This window comes from Streptomyces hawaiiensis (assembly GCF_004803895.1).
Classification (GTDB): domain Bacteria; phylum Actinomycetota; class Actinomycetes; order Streptomycetales; family Streptomycetaceae; genus Streptomyces; species Streptomyces hawaiiensis.
Genome location: NZ_CP021978.1, coordinates 184,176 through 201,557 on the forward strand (window position 1 = coordinate 184,176; position 17,382 = coordinate 201,557).

General features: G+C 70.3%; 10 protein-coding genes and 3 pseudogenes. 8 read left to right on the forward strand and 5 right to left on the reverse strand.

Going from position 1 to position 17,382, the window contains the following annotated elements:
* Positions 1 to 426: 426 nt before the first annotated feature.
* Entirely contained in the window at positions 427 to 1,566 is a 1,140-nt protein-coding gene (locus CEB94_RS00900; protein WP_175430325.1) for a PucR family transcriptional regulator, read from the reverse strand.
* An 87-nt stretch (positions 1,567 to 1,653) separates the two neighbouring features.
* Between CEB94_RS00900 and CEB94_RS00905 the strand changes: the two genes are divergently transcribed.
* The 3 genes from CEB94_RS00905 to CEB94_RS40530 all read left to right on the forward strand — a co-directional run bounded on the left by CEB94_RS00905 (position 1,654) and on the right by CEB94_RS40530 (position 4,141).
* Positions 1,654 to 2,709 carry a ferredoxin reductase gene (locus CEB94_RS00905; RefSeq protein WP_175430326.1) on the forward strand — a complete coding sequence of 352 codons (1,056 nt, stop codon included), beginning with the start codon at positions 1,654 to 1,656 and terminating at the stop codon, positions 2,707 to 2,709.
* Between the two features lie 7 nt (positions 2,710 to 2,716).
* The gene (locus CEB94_RS00910; protein ID WP_175430327.1) at positions 2,717 to 3,835 is read left to right on the forward strand and encodes a fatty acid desaturase family protein; all 1,119 of its coding nucleotides are present in this window, start codon (positions 2,717 to 2,719) and stop codon (positions 3,833 to 3,835) included.
* Positions 3,836 to 4,012: 177 nt separating this feature from the next.
* Positions 4,013 to 4,141 carry a DUF6223 family protein gene (locus tag CEB94_RS40530; protein WP_246111656.1) on the forward strand — a complete coding sequence of 43 codons (129 nt, stop codon included), beginning with the start codon at positions 4,013 to 4,015 and terminating at the stop codon, positions 4,139 to 4,141.
* 447 nt (positions 4,142 to 4,588) lie between these two features.
* On the opposite strand, the gene CEB94_RS00915 is transcribed toward CEB94_RS40530, so the two are convergent.
* From CEB94_RS00915 to CEB94_RS00925, 3 genes are all read right to left on the reverse strand, one after another.
* Positions 4,589 to 6,289 (reverse strand): alpha-amylase family protein, encoded by a 1,701-nt coding sequence (locus tag CEB94_RS00915; protein WP_175430328.1) that lies wholly within the window; start codon positions 6,287 to 6,289, stop codon positions 4,589 to 4,591.
* Positions 6,280 to 7,284, reverse strand: coding sequence for a TIGR03885 family FMN-dependent LLM class oxidoreductase (locus tag CEB94_RS00920; protein ID WP_175430329.1), 1,005 nt, complete (start codon positions 7,282 to 7,284; stop codon positions 6,280 to 6,282). The genes CEB94_RS00915 and CEB94_RS00920 overlap by 10 nt, the downstream gene beginning before the upstream one ends.
* A gap of 181 nt (positions 7,285 to 7,465) precedes the next feature.
* Positions 7,466 to 8,344, reverse strand: a complete 879-nt coding sequence (locus tag CEB94_RS00925) for an SCO6745 family protein (RefSeq protein ID WP_175430330.1) — start codon at positions 8,342 to 8,344, stop codon at positions 7,466 to 7,468.
* 300 nt (positions 8,345 to 8,644) lie between these two features.
* Here CEB94_RS00925 and CEB94_RS40535 point away from each other — a divergent pair, with 300 nt between their 5' ends.
* Positions 8,645 to 8,833 (forward strand): hypothetical protein, encoded by a 189-nt coding sequence (locus CEB94_RS40535; protein WP_246112229.1) that lies wholly within the window; start codon positions 8,645 to 8,647, stop codon positions 8,831 to 8,833.
* Positions 8,834 to 8,842: 9 nt separating this feature from the next.
* Here the strand turns inward: CEB94_RS40535 and CEB94_RS40540 are convergent.
* Positions 8,843 to 9,025 (reverse strand): annotated as a pseudogene (locus CEB94_RS40540) (hypothetical protein); the annotation flags it as partial.
* A 1,249-nt stretch (positions 9,026 to 10,274) separates the two neighbouring features.
* Here CEB94_RS40540 and CEB94_RS00935 point away from each other — a divergent pair.
* The 4 genes and pseudogenes from CEB94_RS00935 to CEB94_RS00950 form a co-directional block, all read left to right on the forward strand.
* Positions 10,275 to 10,484: pseudogene (locus CEB94_RS00935) on the forward strand (leucine zipper domain-containing protein); the annotation flags it as partial.
* Between the two features lie 76 nt (positions 10,485 to 10,560).
* Positions 10,561 to 10,842 (forward strand): annotated as a pseudogene (locus CEB94_RS00940) (mycothiol transferase); the annotation flags it as partial.
* A 416-nt stretch (positions 10,843 to 11,258) separates the two neighbouring features.
* Positions 11,259 to 12,266 (forward strand): trypsin-like serine peptidase, encoded by a 1,008-nt coding sequence (locus tag CEB94_RS00945; protein ID WP_175430332.1) that lies wholly within the window; start codon positions 11,259 to 11,261, stop codon positions 12,264 to 12,266.
* Complete coding sequence (locus CEB94_RS00950; RefSeq protein WP_175430333.1) at positions 12,259 to 17,325, forward strand: trypsin-like peptidase domain-containing protein; 5,067 nt, start codon at positions 12,259 to 12,261, stop codon at positions 17,323 to 17,325. The genes CEB94_RS00945 and CEB94_RS00950 overlap by 8 nt, the downstream gene beginning before the upstream one ends.
* Positions 17,326 to 17,382 lie beyond the last annotated feature (57 nt).

Below are 17,382 nucleotides of genomic sequence, written 5' to 3' on the forward strand. Positions count from 1 at the left end.
CGGCGCGAGCGGCCCGCCCCGGGCCCTTGGTGACCCGGCCTGGCCGCCCCGCCGGTCACCCAGCTGCAGCCGCCGCGCGCCCGTGGGTCAGTTCGTGCCAGGACAGCGCCCTCCACGACGACATGAAAGCTGTTTTCCAGGGCATAGCGGCCCAGATCACCGACCAGATGCTCGATGAGCGCGTCGACGGGCGGGCCGGTGCGCATCGTCCACTGGATCCAGTCGAACCGTATCCGCCACCGCGCTGCTCAGAGACAGCGCCCCCGGCGGGCTTCCCGAGGCCTTGTCCGGTCTTCACATCAACCCCCGGTCTCAGCTGGCCAATACCGCTCTTACCCGGGCCGCATGAGCCAGCTGATGGCACCGAGAACGAGGCACGATTCCTGGACCGATCGAGGACGCGGTCGTGGATGGTCGAAGTACGCGTCAGCTGCCCCGAAGACCGACCGCCAGCGTCAGTTCAAGGACCCGGTGTGGCGATGCGAGATCCGGAAACAGCTCCCGCAGCTGCGACATCCGGTACCGGACTGTCTGGGGATGGACGAACAACGCCGCCGCCACCTCCTCCCGCCTGCCCTGGTGCAGCAGCCACGCCCGCAACGTCTCCTCCAGCCGCCGTGCGGTCGCGACAGGCAAGGTCCGCAACGGTGCGAGGGCTCGGGCACGCAGGTCTGCGAACGCGTCCACGTCGGCGCTCAGCACCAGCTCGGGCAGGTGGTCCTCGGTGTCGCGAATATCGGAGGAGAGGGAGCGGGCGCGTACGGCTCGTGCGTACGAGGCGGACGCTCGTGTCCATGGCCGGGCCGGGCCGACCACGGCGGTGCGGCCGGTCAGCTGCCGCAAGAGATGTGATCGGTCGGCGTCGGGGACGAGCAGCACACCGGTGGCGTCCGGCAGATCGTCGAGGACGAGGGTGCTCGGGTCGAGCGCGCGGTAGGCAGGCCGGGCCTGGGCGGCGGGCAGCAGGACCGCGGTCAGCGAAACCGGAGGCTGCCACCCGGCCCGTTGCACAGAGGCCAGCAGCACGTCCGGGCTCGCGCCGGCGAGGAGGTCGCGGGCCAGGTGCTCCAAGTGGCGCTCGTGGTCCCTGCCCCGGGCGGCCAGTTCGTCGGCGTGGCCCGCGGCGCTCGCGGCGGAGAGCTCGTCGATGTAGGCGAAGGTCAGCTCGGCGAACTTGGCGACCTCGGCGGCGGGCAGACCTGCCGGTACGGCACCGGCTGCCAGGCATCGCCAGGCCACGCGGGCGCCGACGCGGTAGGCGCTGAGGAGGGCGTCCATCGAACGGCCCTCGCGTACCTCTCCGCGGCCCAGCTCGTAGGCTGCGTCACCGGCGTCGCCACCTGTGGCGTTCCCGCTCGCGAGGTCCAGGTAGTGCCCCAGGGCGGTGCGGACGGCTCGGCGGATGGTGCCGCCCATGCGGCCCGAAAGGGCGTTGGCGTAGGGAGGGACCTCGTCGATGATCGCCTGGACGACCTCGTCGGCGGTGGTCTTCAGCGCGGCCCGAAGTACGGTGACCGTCGTCTCATCCAGGGCCAGCTCGCTGGCCCTCCGGATTGCATGGCTCACGTTTTTGTTCCCTACGAACAATTCAGCCGATCAGATTCACGTCCTGCGGTCAGGACTTTACGCCCTGCGGCGCAGCAAGCTGGAGTCATGACGAGTGCAGCCCTCCGCAGCAGGGCGTGGAAACTGCTGGAGATGGTCACGACGCCGCTGCTGCCGTCGGACTACCTCGACCTGGTCAGCCCGCTGCGTGCGGGCGCTGACCTGCGTGGGCGCATCGAGGCCGTGCACCCCGAGACGGGTGATGCCGCGACCATCGTGATCAGGCCGGGGCGGGGCTGGCGCGGCCACACCGCCGGTCAGTACGTGCGGATCGGGGTCGACGTCGACGGGGTGCGCCTGTGGCGTGCCTACTCCATCACCTCGCCGACGAACCGCCAGGACGGCCGCGTCACGATCACCGTGAAGGCGATCCCTGACGGCAAGGTCAGCAACCACCTGGTCCGCAGGGCGAAACCGGGCACGCTGATCCAGCTCGACCTGCCGACCGGTGACTTCGTGCTGCCGCAGGCCAAGCCCGCCAAGGTGCTCTACCTGACGGCCGGCAGCGGCATCACGCCCGTGATGGGCATGCTGCGCGACACCGAGTTCGACGACGTCGTCATGGTCCACTGCGCGCCACGGCCGCAAGACGTGATCTTCCGCAACGAACTGCACGACATGGTCGCGGACAAGAAGCTGCGGCTCACCGAGGTGCACACCGACACAGACGGCATGCTCGACATCGCCCGTCTCGACGGACTCGTGCCCGACTGGGCCGAGCGCGAGACCTGGGCCTGCGGGCCCGCGGGCCTGCTCGACGCCGCCGAAGAGCACTGGAGCGAGCACGGCGTACAAGAGCGCCTGCACACCGAACGCTTCCGCCCCAGCATCGTCGTCGCCGGCGACGGCGGCGAGGTCACGTTCAGCGCCACCGGCAAGACCGTCGACGCGGACGGCGCCACGCCGTTGCTGGACATCGGCGAGGAGGCCGGCGTGCTCATGCCCTCCGGGTGCCGCATGGGCATCTGCTTCGGCTGCATCACGCCGCTCAAGGCGGGCGCCGTCCGCGACCTGCGCACCGGCGAGATCACCGAGGCCGAGCCGGGCGTCCTCATCCAGACCTGCGTGTCCGCCGCCGCGGGCCCCTGCGACATCGAACGTTAGGAACACCTTGACCGCAATCGACCCCACCGCCCACCTCACCGCGGAGCAGATCGAGGAGCTCGGCCGCGAGCTGGACGCGATCCGCGACGAGGTGATCGCCGACCGCGGCGAGAAAGACGCCGCCTACATCCGCAAGGTCATCTCGGCGCAGCGCAAGCTCGAGCTGGTCAGCAGGGGCGTGCTGCTGTTCTCGATCTTCCCGCCCGCGTGGATCATCGGCACCGCCGGTCTGTCCGTGGCGAAGATCATGGACAACATGGAGATCGGCCACAACATCCTGCACGGCCAGTGGGACTGGATGCGGGACCCGAAGATCCACTCCACCACCTGGGAGTGGGATCACGTCTCGCCGGCCGATCAGTGGAAGCACTCGCACAACGAACTGCACCACACGTACACCAACGTGATCGGCAAGGACAACGACCTCGGCTACGGCATCATGCGCGTCGACGAGGACCAGAAGTGGCACCCGTTCCACCTCGGCCAGCCGCTGTGGAACTTCCTCAACGCCTGCTTCTTCGAGTACGGCATCGCAGCGTACGACCTGGAGCTCGGCAAGAACCTGCACAAGCGCCGCCGCAAGAACCCGGAGTTCCGCGCGCGGGCCAAGGCCGTGGGCCGCAAGATCCGCAAGCAGGTGCTCAAGGACTACGTGATCCACCCGCTGCTGTCGGGCCCGTCGTTCCTCCCCACGCTCGCCGCCACGTTCACCGCGAACCTGGTCCGCAACATCTGGACCCACTCGGTGATCATGTGCGGGCACTTCCCCGAGGGCGTGCAGGTCTTCGAGCGCCGGTCGATCAAGGGCGAGACGCGCGGCCAGTGGTACCTGCGCCAGATGATGGGCTCGGCGAACATCAGCGGCAGCAGAGCCATGCACTTCATGACCGGCAACCTGTCCCACCAGATCGAGCACCACCTGTTCCCGGACCTGCCGAGCAACCGGTACGCCGAGGTCGCGGTGAAGGTGCGCGCGCTGTTCGAGAAGTACGAGCTGGAGTACGTCACCGGCCCACTGCCCAAACAGGTGTTCTCCGCGTGGCACAAGGTCTTCCGGCTCTCACTGCCGAACAGGAAGCCCAAGGTCAAGACGCCGGACCGCGAGAAGGAGCTCGTCGCCGCCTGATTCCGGTATTGGTTCAGACCTTTCGGCCGTAGTGCCTGCGGACGCTGGCGTGCCCGCCGAGCCCTCACCGCTTGAGCTTGCGCACGTGCCATTCATCCCGCTCGAAACGCGATGACATCGAGAACACCTCTCAGGCGCCGCTCCCGCAAGCCCCTCCAACGTAGACAAGGAAGGGACATGGACCGACGTCGCGGGCCCGGCGGCATGGCGGCCGTGGTGGTGGGGCTGGCCGGCGCGATCCTCGGGATACTGCACCTGGCCACGTTCAGTGATGGTCCCGGCACCGGCAACTCGTTGGAGCCATAGCGGCCGTCCCGTTGGGCTCATCGCCATCGTCGTCGGCCGCCGGGCGCTGACCCGCTCCCGCATCGCGCCGACCGGGTGACCGCAGCGAGTCCGTGCCCGGTCAACGGGGGGCGGCGGGACCGCCGTAGCCGCTCGCGGCGGACCGCCTGCCGGACCCGGCGGACGGTCGGCGGTTCAGCCCTGCAGGCCCACTCCGCGACCTGCAGATCCGTCCGGTCCTCCCGAACCCCGAGGAACTTGGTCTTCACCGGGCGCCATGAGGAACGGAACCGGAGTGGCTCCAGCGGATCGAATCAGCCATTTCGCGGCCTTCCGGCCGGGCGCAGCACAGCCGCTTGTCGAGACCGACTGTTCCCAGCTGGCACCGCGTCGGCACGCCCTTGCCGCCTCTCTCCGTCCGTGCCGTGGGCCTCGATCACCTCACCAGGCTTCCCGGTGGGCGCCATATCAGTCGGTGGCGACCCTTTCGGGGTCGTCGCCCGGGGTGCCGACTCGCAGCCACCGGTACCCGTAGGCGGGCAACTCGACGGCGAGCTGACCGTCGTCGGGCACGGTGGATCCCGCGTGCCCCTCGTCGAGCAGATCCGTCAGCCTCCCACCGGCCCTCGCCTCGGACAGCCGTAGCCGTGCGGTGACCGGCCGGCCGGCGAAGTTGTGCAGGGCCAGGACGCTCCCGTCGGTCGTGTGGCTGACATGGGCAAGGACGGAGCGCTCCCCGCTCTCGACCAGCCGGTACTCGCCCCAGGCCAGCTCAGGAGCCTCCCGGTAGCGCTCGGTGAACAGGCGCATGCGGCTCAGCAGCGAGCCGGGGTCGCGGCTCTGCTCGTACACGTTGACCTTCTGGGGTGCGAACGCGCCCTCCGGCAGAGGGTTGGGGAAGGTGTCGGGTGCGCCGGTGGAAAACCCGGCGCCGGCCTCCGGGGTCCACTGCATGGGCGTGCGGACGGCCTGACGGCCCTCGGCGGCCAGGTTCTCGCCCATGCCGATCTCCTCGCCGTAGAAGAGCACGGGGGTGCCCGGCAGCGTGAACAGCAGGCTGTAGGCGAGTTCGATACGGCGGCGGTCACCGTCGACCATGGGCGGCAGCCTGCGGCGCAGACCACGGTCGTACAGCTGCATGTCCTTGTCGGGACCGAAGGTGGCGAAGACCTCGGCGCGTTCGTCGTCGCTCAGCTTGTCGAGGGTCAGCTCGTCGTGGTTGCGCACGAACGTGGCCCAGTGGGCGTCACGGGGGGCGGCGGGCCGCTCCCGCAGCGCGGCGGCGAGCGGGCCCGCGTCCTCGCGTGCCAGCGACAGGTACATCTGCTGCATCCCGACGAAGTCGAAGCACATGGTCAGCTCGTCCCCGCGGTCCGAGTCGGGGTCCCCGAAGAACCGGCAGAGGCCGTCGTAGGGCAGATTGACCTCGCCGAGCAGTACGGACTCGCCGTTGCGGCGGCCGAGGAAGGCGCGCAGGTCGGCGAGGTACTCGTGCGGGTCGGGCAGCGCGTCGGCGTCGTCCTGCCCGTCCGTCTCCAACAGGAAGGGCACGGCGTCCACCCGGAACCCGGACAGTCCCAGCTGTGTCCAGAAGCCCATGACCCGGGCTATCTCGTCGCGCACCTCGGGGTTGGCGACGTTGAGGTCGGGCTGTTGCTTGTAGAAGCGGTGCAGGTAGTACTGGCCACTGCCCTCGTCGTACTCCCACAGACTGTCCTCCACGTCGGGGAAGACCACCCCTTCGGGCCCGTCCTCGGGAGGCTCGTCCTTCCAGACGTACCAGTGGCGATGGGCGGAGTCCCGGCCGGATCGGGCGTCCTGGAACCAGGGGTGGTCCTCGGCCGTGTGGTTCACGACGAGGTCGGCGATCACACGGATGCCGCGGTCCCGGGCCGTGCGGACGAACTCGGTGAAGTCGCCGAGCGTCCCCAGGCGGGGGTCGACACCGTAGAAGTCCGTGATGTCGTATCCGTCGTCGCGTTCCCGCGTCGGGTAGAAGGGCATCAGCCACACGCAGGTCACGCCGAGGCGCACCAGATGGTCGATGCGCTGCGTGAGGCCCGCGAAGTCACCGATCCCGTCGCCGTTGCCGTCCTGGTACGTCTCGACGTCCAGGCAGTACACCACCGCGTTCTTCCACCACAGGTCGGACGTGCGGGTCAGACGCATCGATACTCCTCGGCCGTGGCGGGCAGCGGGCGGGTGACGTCGAGCTGCGGCAGCACCTCGGCGCCGAACGCGTCGATAAATGCGCTGAGTTCACGGCCTACGTGGTGCAGCATCACCACGTCGAAGCCGAGTTCCGCGTACTCCTGGAGCCAGGCGGTGTGCCGGCCGAGATCGGACGAGACGTTGACGGTGCCCGCCACCTGCTCGGGCGTCACGTGCTCGCTGACGATGTCGAACAGTTCAGCGGAGTCCAGGTCCCAACTGGCCGGAGGGGCATGCACGTTGGTGCGCCATTGGTCGTGCGCCAGCGCGAGGGCCTGGTCGTCGTCGGGCGCCCAGCTCAGGTGCACCTGGAGGTGCACCGGCCCGCGCCCTCCCGCCTCGCGGTAGGCACCGACGATCTCGCGCAGCCGTTCCCGGGGGGCGTTGACCGTGATCAGGCCGTCCGCCCACTGCGCGCACCGGGCCGCTGTGGCCGTGCTGCAGGCGGCTCCGATCAGCGGCGGTACGTCGGGCGGCAGCGTCCACAGCCTGGCCCGGTCCACGGTGACGAGTCCCTCGTGGCTGACCTCCTCCCCGCGCAGCAGGGCGCGGATGACATCAGCACACTCGCGCAGCCGCGCGTCGCGGACCTCCTTGCGGGGCCAACCGGCCCCGGTGATGTGTTCGTTGGACGCTTCACCACTGCCGAGCGCCACCCAGAAGCGGCCCGGGTACATGGATGCGAGGGTGGCGACCGCCTGGGCGATGATCGCCGGGTGGTAACGCTGGCCGGGCGCGTTCACCACGCCGAACGGCAGATGGCCGGTGGCCTGGAGGGCGGCGCCGAGCCACGACCAGGCGAACCCGGATTCCCCCTGACGGACGCTCCACGGCGAGAAGTGGTCCGAGCACATGGCGGCGGTGAATCCCACCTGTTCCGCGTGCACCACGGCGGCGAGCAGGTCCGCGGGCGGGATCTGCTCGTGCGAGGCGTGTAACCCGTAAACAGTCATGCCGAGCGGTTACCCCCGGGATCCCCATGCAGCGGACAGCAGGCCGGAAGAACCCCGCGAAGCCGTTGTGCCCCGGCGGACTGTCGGCGAGAACGGGCGCACCCCTCGGGCCGATGCGAGGGCACGTTTGACCACGTCCCCTCGCATCCTGACCGCGCAGGGGCCCCACGCCGCCCGGAGGTCAACCCGCGGAGCTCCACGTGACCTCGGTGAGCCCGACTGGGTTACCGGTCGGGATGATTCCGGAGTCCAGGGTGCGTCGTGCGAGTGGTTCGAGCAGGTGGGCGAGGCGAGTGGTGGCGTCGGCGCCCAGCGCCTGCCACGGCGTGAGGGCCGCCGCGTCCGTCTCCGCCTCCATCTGCTCGTGAGCGGCCGCGCCGGCCCCGGTGAGGCGTCCCTCCTCGTCGATCCAGCCGCGCTCGCCCAACTCCGCCTGCGCCGACCGCCATTCCTCGCCGTTCCACTGACGGATGCGTCGCTGGAACTCGGCGTCGGTTTCCCCTGTCGCGCTCTTGAGCACCAGCGCCTCGACCGGCCCCAGACGTCGGCCCACCAGCATGGCCACATGCCCGTCGCCACGGTGTTCGCGCAAGGTGGTCACGGCCTGCCAGAGCCTGACGTGCGGCTGGGCCGGGCGGGGCAGGGCCTGGTTGGCCGCGCCGAGCACCCGTCCCGCCGTGTTCGCGGCGCGGGCGGCCTCCCAGGCGAGGTCAGCGGCCTCGGCCACCTCGGCGGAGGCGACGACGTCCGGACGGTAGAGATTGGTCATCGCGGCGTCCACGGCCCGCTCGCGCGCCTCGATCACCTGCTGCGGAGGTGCGAGAGCCCAGGCGTCCGGCAGCGCGCTCGCCGCCCGGTCGGGGTGGAAGACGTAGAAGCAGCTGGTGACGACGGATGCGGGAACCGGGCCGAGAGGCGCCGCGCGCAGGGCGAAGTAGCCCATCCAGTAGCCGCGCAATCCGAGACCATCCAGGACCTGGCGCACCTCGGGGGCGAAGTAGACCAGTTGGTGGACCGGTTCGAACCTCTCCCACATCGCCCGTGCGACGCTTTCGCTCATCTTCACGCCCTCCCGGCTCGTCCTGCTCGGCTGCGGCGAACGCCGAGAGGCAGCATCCATCATGACAGCGGTCATAACAACCCTCGGTCTGTAGACCTGGGCCCCTAGGGCATGCCGTTGCAGGTCAGGAGACATGAGGCGGAACTGTCACCGATCTTCAGGCGCGAGTGGATGGACTCTGCCTCGGCTACGGAAGGTCAGCCGGGACCGCTCATCTGCGCCTGCAACCCAGTCGCGACGCCGTTTGCCGGACCGGCAACAGGAGTGGCATACCGCGATTCGGTGGGCGACCGTGGGCCCGTGACCGACGACATCGCACCAGCATCGCCCGCGTCTGACATCCCATCGCCTACCGACGGATACGTCGGTGACCCCGCGGTGCGGGCGGAGTGGGACAACCGTTACGCCGACCGACAACAAGAGCCGCCGCGGCCCACCGCGGCGGCTGGAGCGGAGCGGCTCGCCGATCAGACACTCGAGCGGAACTGAAGCCTTGGAGCCGGCCCGGGAACCGACGCCGAGGATGCGCTGGGCGCCGTTGTGTGAGCGTAGGGACAGGCGCGGACGAGGAACGCGAGGACGGCGAAGGCCAATTGCGCGGCGGCGATGCCGACCACCGTCATGAAGGCTGTCGGAGCGGGGATGCGGGCGCCGGACCGGCAGGCCCGGGGTAGACCGCATGCCACATGGCCGCGGGAGCACGGTCACCCGACCGGGACGGGGTTCCTGCCGCGTCTTCCCCACTCGGCTCAAGGGCCCGCTTCACGCCATTTCTGAGCGGCGACGGACCCTGCCCTCCTACCGATGCCATGCCCCTGAGCCGCCAGGCCGCCCCGGCACCAGTTCCCACCAGCGGCAATCCGGCGATCAGCGTCGATGTCAGTGGCCGCCTCCATGCTGCGCCGCAAGCGAGGCAAGTCCCCGCTCACCCTTGGAACGCGGGGAGTTGAACTCATGGCGCGCACCGGCAGACCGCGGAAGGACCCTCGCGAGCCCGAAGAGATCATGCGGGCGACAGGCCTGGAGCCGCTGGAGCCCTACCCCGGCTGTGCCGCCCCGTGGCGGTGCCGCCATATGGCGTGCGGGCGGGAGGTCACCCCTCGGCTGAGCAACGTCACCAAGGGACAGCACGGCTGCGTGTACTGCTCCGGACGGGCCCGGATCGACCCCGAGGCCGCAGCCGCAGTGATGCGAGCGGCCGGCCTGGAGCCCCTGGAGCTCTATCCCGGCAGCGACCGGAAGTGGCGGTGCCGCCACCTCGCCTGCGGACGCGAGGTCACACCCACCTACGTCCGGATCAACTCCGGTGCCGGGCCCTGCCGGTGGTGCGCAGGGAACGCGCCGGTCGACCCGGACGTCGCCGCGGCCGACATGCGGGCCGCGGGCCTGGAACCCCTCGGTCCGTACCCAGGAGTGGACACACCGTGGCCCGTCCGCTGCAAGACGTGCGGAGCGCCCGGGGCCCCCACGCTGGGCTCCATCCGACAGGGGCAGGGCGGCTGCCACCCCTGTGGCCGGCGCAAGGCCAACGAAGCGGCGCAGGACGCCGCTTCCTACGAGGCCATCGCCCGTCGCAGTCGCGGCCGCCGACCTCGACACGAACGCAGCCGCTGCACAGCAGCGCGATGCGCTGCTCGCCGCGCTGCGACTTGGGCTATCTGGGACCGGCAAAGGCCCAGGACTTCGCTGCGCCGATCCCCGGCCACCCGCTCAGGGGACGGTTGGCGAGCTGTCCGAGGCCACCACCGGCCAGTTGGAGATCTGGAGCGCGTACGCCGAGGCCACCAGCAACCCCTTCGTCCAGGGCCGCCTCCATCACCTTCTGCCAGCTGTATGGATCACGAGCGTTGTTGACAGTCGCCGGGCTTGGTCATGGCGAAGACCTCCGGTGTGGTGGAGCTGTCTAGGACTGCACCGCTCGGAGGTCTTCGTGTCCCACCGTAATGCCCGGCTGACCGTCCACGGCAGGCGGCTACTGATCCAGCGTGTCCAACAGGGTCGTCCCGTCGCGCATGTCGCCGCCGAGATGGGCATCTCGCGGGCCACAGCCCACAAGTGGCTGCGTCGCTGGCGGACGGAGGAAGAGGCCGGGCTGTACGACCGTGCCAGCCGGCCGCACACGACACCGCACCGGACACCGCCAGTGCGTTCGCCTACCGGCGCAGCACCGCCTTCCAGCAGGCCTTGGCCGACCTGGAGGCCACCGGCAGCATGCGGGGCCGCTCGCCGAGGCGACCGACGATGATCCCGACCCTGAGATGCGGACAGCGGTTGACATCCCGTTGCCACAGCTCCTCGCCGAGTACGAGGAGCAGAGCGCCCGCTACCACCGCCTGGTGTCCGACCACGACCTGAACGCAACGACCAAGCGCCCCATCAGCGACGGCCGCCACGTCGACCTCCGTTGGGTGATCCTCCACCTCATCGAGGAGACGTCTCGCCACAACGGCCACCTCGACGTCGTGCGTGAGCTCACCGACGGGCGGACCGGCGCCTAGCTGATCGTTTCAGAATGAGTTGAGCTGCCGGTCTTGTGCTCGACCAACTTGGTCGGCGGGGTGCCCGGGGTGCGTGCTGATCATGTTCCTGACGGCCTGTGGGAGCGGGTGGCCCCCGCTGCTGCCTCCTGCTCCCGAACAGCGCCGTCGCCACCCTGGGCGGCTGCGCGTTCCCGACCGAGTGGCACTCGCCGGTGTGATGTCCGCCGGTGCCTCCCGTGCTCCGCCCCCACGGCCTGGTCCACACGGGGAGGGGGGCTTGTGGGGCGTTGGGGCGGTGGGGGGCAGATGGTTTGCCGCCGGCCGGTGTGAGGCGGACCCCCAAACACTCCCGCGTCTCACAGGCACTCCCGTAGCATCCCTTTCGGGGACCATCAGGGACCGAGCGTGCTGTCCCGCTGTCGAGGAGGGGCCTCTTGGACTATCGGCAACTGTTCTCCGATGACGTAGTCAGGCAGGAGTTCCTCGACCGGTTCGACGAGATCACGGCGGGCGCGACCGGCCTCGGCGGGTTCGAGAGCGTGGACGCCGGGCTCACGGCCGACCGGGCCGCCGAGGCCGTGGAGCGCATGACCGAAGGCCTCTGGGTGCCGGACGGATCCGGCCTGGAGGCGATTATCGAGCGCTTCACCCGGCCCGTGCACCTGGTGCAGAAATCCACGTTCAAGCTGCCGCCGGACGGCCGGGCAACCAGCGCGAACGTGACGGCTCGCGTCGAGCGTGCCCGTGGGCCGCTGGAGAAGGCGATCCCCAGTGTCGGCCGTATCGACCTGCGAAACCACGACCTGAAATGGGTCGGCACAGGCTGGATGGTGGGTCCCCGGCTCGTCGTGACGAACCGACATGTCGCCGAGGCGTTCGCCCGGGAGGCGCAGGCCGGGGCGGGCTCGGGTTCGGGGTTCGCCTTCAAGCAGTCCTGGACGGGCAAGGTCGTACGGCCCAGCCTGGACTGGTACCAGGAGTTCCAGCAGCCGGAGGAGTCCCGCTTCCGGGTCACGGAGGTCGTGTGGATCGAACCGGACCACAGGTACGACGTGGCCCTGCTGCGGATCGACGCGACCGGCGAGGACGGCGAGAACCCGCCGCCGCCCATCGCGCTCGACACCTCCGGGGCTCGCGTGAGCGGCTGGATCGCGGTGATCGGCTACCCCGGACACGACTCCCGCGCCGACCTGGCCGACCAGCAGCGGATCTTCGACGGCGTCTACAACTGCAAGCGGCTGGCCGCGGGACAGCTCACCGCGGTCGAGGGGCAGGACGTGGTCCACCACGACGCCACCACGCTGGGCGGCAACTCCGGCTCCGCCGTGATCGACCTGGACTCCGGCAAGGCGGTCGCCCTCCACTTCGGAGGCGCGGCAGGGCGCAGCAATGTGGCCGTGCATGCCGCTGCCGTGGCCCGGATCGTCCGCGCGCATGGCTGATGAGCCTGCCGCTCGGCCCAGGAGCGGAACCGGCCCGGACGCCGTCGTCGATGCCGCGTACGGGGACGGTCCGGGCGGTCCTGCCGTCTTCTCGGGGCAGAACCAGGATCAGGGCCAGGGCCAGGGCCAGGGCCACCCGGACCCGGATAAGGAGGCCGTGTCCGTCGGCGAGGACGTGGTCGCGGCAGCCGGTCTGGAAGCGATCACCCGGGCGACCGCCGGTCTGATCGATCCGGAGGATTTCCTCCAAATCCTGCACGACATGAAGAGGCGGGTCGCGCGCATCGAGATCGGTGGCCGACCGGTGGGAACGGGCGTGCTGGTTGCGCCCGATGTCGTTTTGACGGCCAGTCATGTGGTGGGCACCGCGCTGGAGTCGGAGAGGCTGCCGGACTCCCTGGAAGCCCGTTTCGACTTCGGTACGCCCTCCGGCGTCGAACGGACCGCGCCCCACGAGCGCGGCGTACGAGTACCGTTGACGGAACTGCTCGCGTCCAGCCCGCCCAGCCCCGCCGAACGAGCGGGTTCCCCGCTGTCCTGGGACGCGCCGCCGGATCAGCTCGACTACGCTCTCCTGCGCGTGGGCGGTGGGCAGGCGCCGTACCTCACCGGTGACTTGTCCCTGGACCGTGACGCACGTGGCCCACGCGGCGCACGCGGTCACTACCGGCTGGAGCCCGGAACCTACGACTTCCACGGCACGCGCCTGCTGTTCATCGTCCACCACCCGCTCGGCGAGCCGGCGCGGATCACGTACACGACCGCCCAGACCGAGATCAACGACCAGGGCACGCGGATCCGGTACCCGGAGGTGAACACCACACCAGGGTCATCCGGCGGCCCCGTCGTCGACCCCCGCGGCCGACTCGTCGGCATCCACCACTACGCCGCCGATGGAGTCAACCAGGGCGTTCCGGCGTCCGCGATCGCACGGGCCGTGGTGGACGGACCGCACGCCTGGATCCTGGATCCGCCGAGCCCCACCGTCCATCGGCCGAGCCCCACCGCACCTTCCCTGATGCTGAGTTGGGTGCCCGAGAACCAGCCCTGGGCCGAGCGCGTGCACGATGCCCTGACCGCCTTGGGACACGACGTACTGATGGGCCCCGCCGCCGACCGGTCGGGGCACCGCACGGTCCGGGAACACGTGGACGGCGGCGGCAAGGTGCTCGCCCTCGTGAGCCCCGCCTATCTCTCCGACCCCGCCATGACGGACGAACGCGATCACATCGTCCACGACTTCGACCACACGAGCGCCCCGAGCCGCCTGGTGCCCGTACTGGTCGAGGGCGAGGCGTCGGGAAGCCTGGCCCTGCTGCCCCCGGTGGACCTTCGTGACGTGCCCGCCGTCCCCGCCGTCCCCGGCACGCCGCGCGGGACCCGCGACCATCCGTACGAGGCCGGGACCGAGGCAGTCCTACGGCAGCGGCTCGCCTCCGCCCTCGCCGACTCCCCGTCCGTCCTCGCACGTCCCCCGGCCCCCGCCTCCCTCCAACCCGCCCTCGGCTTCCGCTCCGACGACCCTCTGCCCCGGCTGCGCCTGCTCAGCGACCGGGCGCGGCAGGCGGCCGGCACGGTATCCGGGACCGTGTTCGCCGACGGCGAGGAGAGCCAGTTCGCGGCGGGCCTCTACGTCACCCGCGATCTGGAGGAGGAACTGCTGAAACGGCTGGACGCCGACGCCGTCACCCCCCTCGTGGTCGTCGGGGAGGCGGGATGCGGCAAGACCAGCATCCTGTGGAGCCTTGCCCGGCGCCGCTGCGGAACGCCCACCGGGGAGGTGTTCTTCCTCAAGGCGACCTGGCTGGTCACCGGCCCGACGGGGGACAGCAAGGTCGACCCGGACACACTGGTCGAGGCGATCCGGCAGGCCCGCGATGACCGACGGACCGTGACGGTCCTGATCGACACCGTCGACGTGCTGGTCAACAACGAGGACGACTGGGTGCGGCTGGTCACCGTCGTGCACGCCGCGAAGGACGCGGGGGCCGCCGTCACCATGACGTCGAGAGTGACGGAGGCGGGCGAACTCCCCTCGGAGTGGCAGCGTCTGCGCCTGAAGGACTACGCCACCGGCGCCGGAACCGGCCCGCACACCACGAGCGAGTTCGAGCGTGCGGTGCTCGCCCACAGCAGGTTCTTCACCAACGACCCCCAGCTGCGGGAAGACCTGATCAGCAGAATGCTGGCGGTCGTCGCGCGGGACATCTCCCTGCACCCCCTGTGTCTGCGCCCGCTGACGCTGCGCATGATGTTCGAGATCTATACACCGGGCCAGGTCCCCGACGTGGTCGACACCACCGGCCTGTACGAGACCTACTGGGACCACCGCGTGACCTGCGACCGCCGCTCCTGGGACCGCGGTTCCCGGGGCTCCGGGGGCGGCCGCTTCGACGACGGTCTCGACCTCGATCTCGGCGAGACGGCCATGGCGCTCGCGCTGGAAATGCTGCGGACCGGCCGCCCCGAGGCGTCGGTCGGCCGGGTCCGGCTGCCCGCCAACCTCACCGCCGCACGCCTGAAGATGGAGGTGGAGCACCTTGAGGCGCGCGGGGTGGGCCACGTCGCGGGCGGCGTCTTCCAGTTCTTCCACCAGACGTTCTTCGAGTACGCCGCGAGCCGTGCACTCGTCCACGGCCGCGGTGCCGCCGGACTCGGCGCGCTCGTCGAACGGCTCCAAGTCCCCGACGGCGAGGACTACTTCCTGCTCGCTGTGCTGGAACAGGCCTGGCTCTGCGCGGACCGTACGCAGGAGACCGCGGACGCCGCGACGGCCATGGTCGGGCAGCTGCTGAAGACCATCGCCGACGACCTCGACGACGAGCACCCCACCGTCCGGTACGGGCTGCGCCGCGCCGTGCTGTCGGCCTGCGCCCAGAGTTCCCTGCCGACCCAGGCCATGCTGCCCGACCTGCTGCGCGTCCTCGTATCCCCGCGGCTGACACTGCCCGCCCTGCGCCAGTTCCTGGAACTTCTCCCCTCCCCGGGACGCCCGTACGAACCCCGGGACGCCTCCTGTCTCAAGGCCGCCGCGGCCCGCGCGGACAACGCCTGGCTCGCCGTCCTGGAGGTGCTCGGCCGCCTGCTGCCCCGCGACCCTGGGCAGGTCGTCAGCACCGTACGGATGTCAGGGCTCGTCGAGCGCGCGACCGAGGGTGGCCACGAACTGTCCACACGCGGCGAGTTCGCCGCCTTCCTCGTCAACCTCATGCCCACGCGCCCTGCTGACACGTTCCCGTTCGTCAAGTCCGTTACGGGGGCTGCTCTCGCGGCCGAGAACTACGCGTACATCGCCGACGTCCTGGTGAGAATGGCCTCGTTGAGCACGCTCCACGGCGAGCCGCGGACGTGGGCCGACCGGGCGGACGAACTCCTCGGCGACACCACGGTGGCCTCCTCCGTGCTCATCAAGGCGCACACCTCCGTCCAACTGCCGTATCTGCGCACGTTGTCCTACACCGACCTGGTCGACCGGCTCGCCGCGCTGGTCCCCCGGTTCTCCGACGGCACCGGACCGACGACCGTGGACCGTTCGCTGCTCAACGCCCTTCTCACCGCCGCCGCGGACGTATGCCCCGCCGACGCGGACCCGGCCCCCCTGGTCGGCCTCCTCGTCGAGGTCACTCGCAGAGAACGGATCGCCGATCTCTCCCGGGGCTCCCTGGTCCGCCTCCTGGACTCCGACACCCCCGCCGGCCGGGCCGTTCGCGACCTCGCCGTCGACTGGCTGGTACAGGGCATGCCGATCTCCGAGGCCTCCGAGAGCGAGGAACTCGCCTACACCCGCGCCAAAGTGGCCCGCACGGCCCTGGAACAGCTCGACCTTCCGCCGTACCGCGTGGCCGACGTGGCCGGCCGCGCGGCCGTGACATGGCAGTCACCCGACGGGGACCCTGTCCAGGTCTGGCGGTCGGGCACGTGCCTGCTCCCGCTGCTGGTGCGCGGGGCGCACTCCGGCATCCCCGAGGCCCGTACCGCGATCGGTGAACTACCGGGCGGGTTCGACGTGAGGGGGCCGGACATCACGGCCTGGGTGGATCCGTACAAGAAACACCCCTCGACCGTCGAAGAAGCCGGGCTCATGATGGACCTGCTCCTGCGCATCGGCGAACTCCAGCACGCCAAACGGATGTTGGTCAACGGTGTGACCCTCGACGACGCCTCGCTGACCCGGCTCACCGCCTCGGCTGTCGAGGCCCTGCGCGCCGCCGTACCGCCCGTCCGCCCCAAGGGCATGAGTCCCGAGGCCCGTACCAGACTGAAGGCCCTGGCCGAACTGCTCGTCGTACTGCAGCGGAAGTCCGGCTCCCTCAGCCTCCCCTGGGAAGAACTGGCAGGGTGGATCGACCGCGTCCCCGACCCGCTGGCCGTGGGATGGCTCGTCGAGCTCGTCGGAGCGGGGCTTGAGCGGAACAATTACCCGCCCGAGGCCTCCCTGCTGCTGCTACGCGCGCAGTGCGGCGCCGACGACACGCGCGACGGCGGCACGCTCGACTGCGTGAGCGAACTCGGCCGCAAGGCCCGCCTGTGGTGCGTGTGGTGGTACAGCGTCCACGGCACGGTCTCGGATGTCCCCGAGGCACTCCGGCTGACGTTCCATGAACCCGTCGACGCCCGCGCCGTCATCAAGCTGTGCAACTACGTCTTCACGGACCGGCGGAAGACCTCGCTCACCGAGAAGGAATGCGCCGACCTGCTGCTCGACGTCGGCCGACGCGTGCGGGCAAGCACTCTGGGCTCGGCACGGCGCAAAGACATCGCCCAGGCGTGGCGGGCGGCGATGTGGTCCTTCGTCCCGGACTGCAGCACGGACACCCAGATGCGGATCGTCCGTGAACTACCCCGCCTGGACGATGTGTTCGCCGGGGATTTGCTCCAGTGCGTCCCAGTGAACCGCACGCCCGAACTGCGCGCCGCACTCAGGGAGGTGACGAGCCGCCCAGACCTCGGCGCCCGCCTCCAACGAACCGTGCACCAGCTCCTGGACCAGCACAAGCGGAACTCCTCCGAGGGCGGCTGGCCCGACCTGTTCGCGGACCTGACCCGAGGCGGAGGCTGACAGCACGGGCGGCGACACGCCGTGCCGAGCCGGGGCTCCGCCGCTGTGGGGCTCCGG

Coding starts and splice junctions, on each gene's coding strand:
- CEB94_RS00905 (WP_175430326.1), top strand. CDS start 1,654: ATGACGAGTGCAGCCCTCCGCAGCAGGGCGTGGAAACTGCTGGAGATG.
- CEB94_RS40530 (WP_246111656.1), top strand. CDS start 4,013: ATGGACCGACGTCGCGGGCCCGGCGGCATGGCGGCCGTGGTGGTGGGG.
- CEB94_RS00915 (WP_175430328.1), bottom strand. CDS start 6,289: ATGCGTCTGACCCGCACGTCCGACCTGTGGTGGAAGAACGCGGTGGTG.
- CEB94_RS00920 (WP_175430329.1), bottom strand. CDS start 7,284: ATGACTGTTTACGGGTTACACGCCTCGCACGAGCAGATCCCGCCCGCG.
- CEB94_RS00925 (WP_175430330.1), bottom strand. CDS start 8,344: ATGAGCGAAAGCGTCGCACGGGCGATGTGGGAGAGGTTCGAACCGGTC.
- CEB94_RS00950 (WP_175430333.1), top strand. CDS start 12,259: ATGGCTGATGAGCCTGCCGCTCGGCCCAGGAGCGGAACCGGCCCGGAC.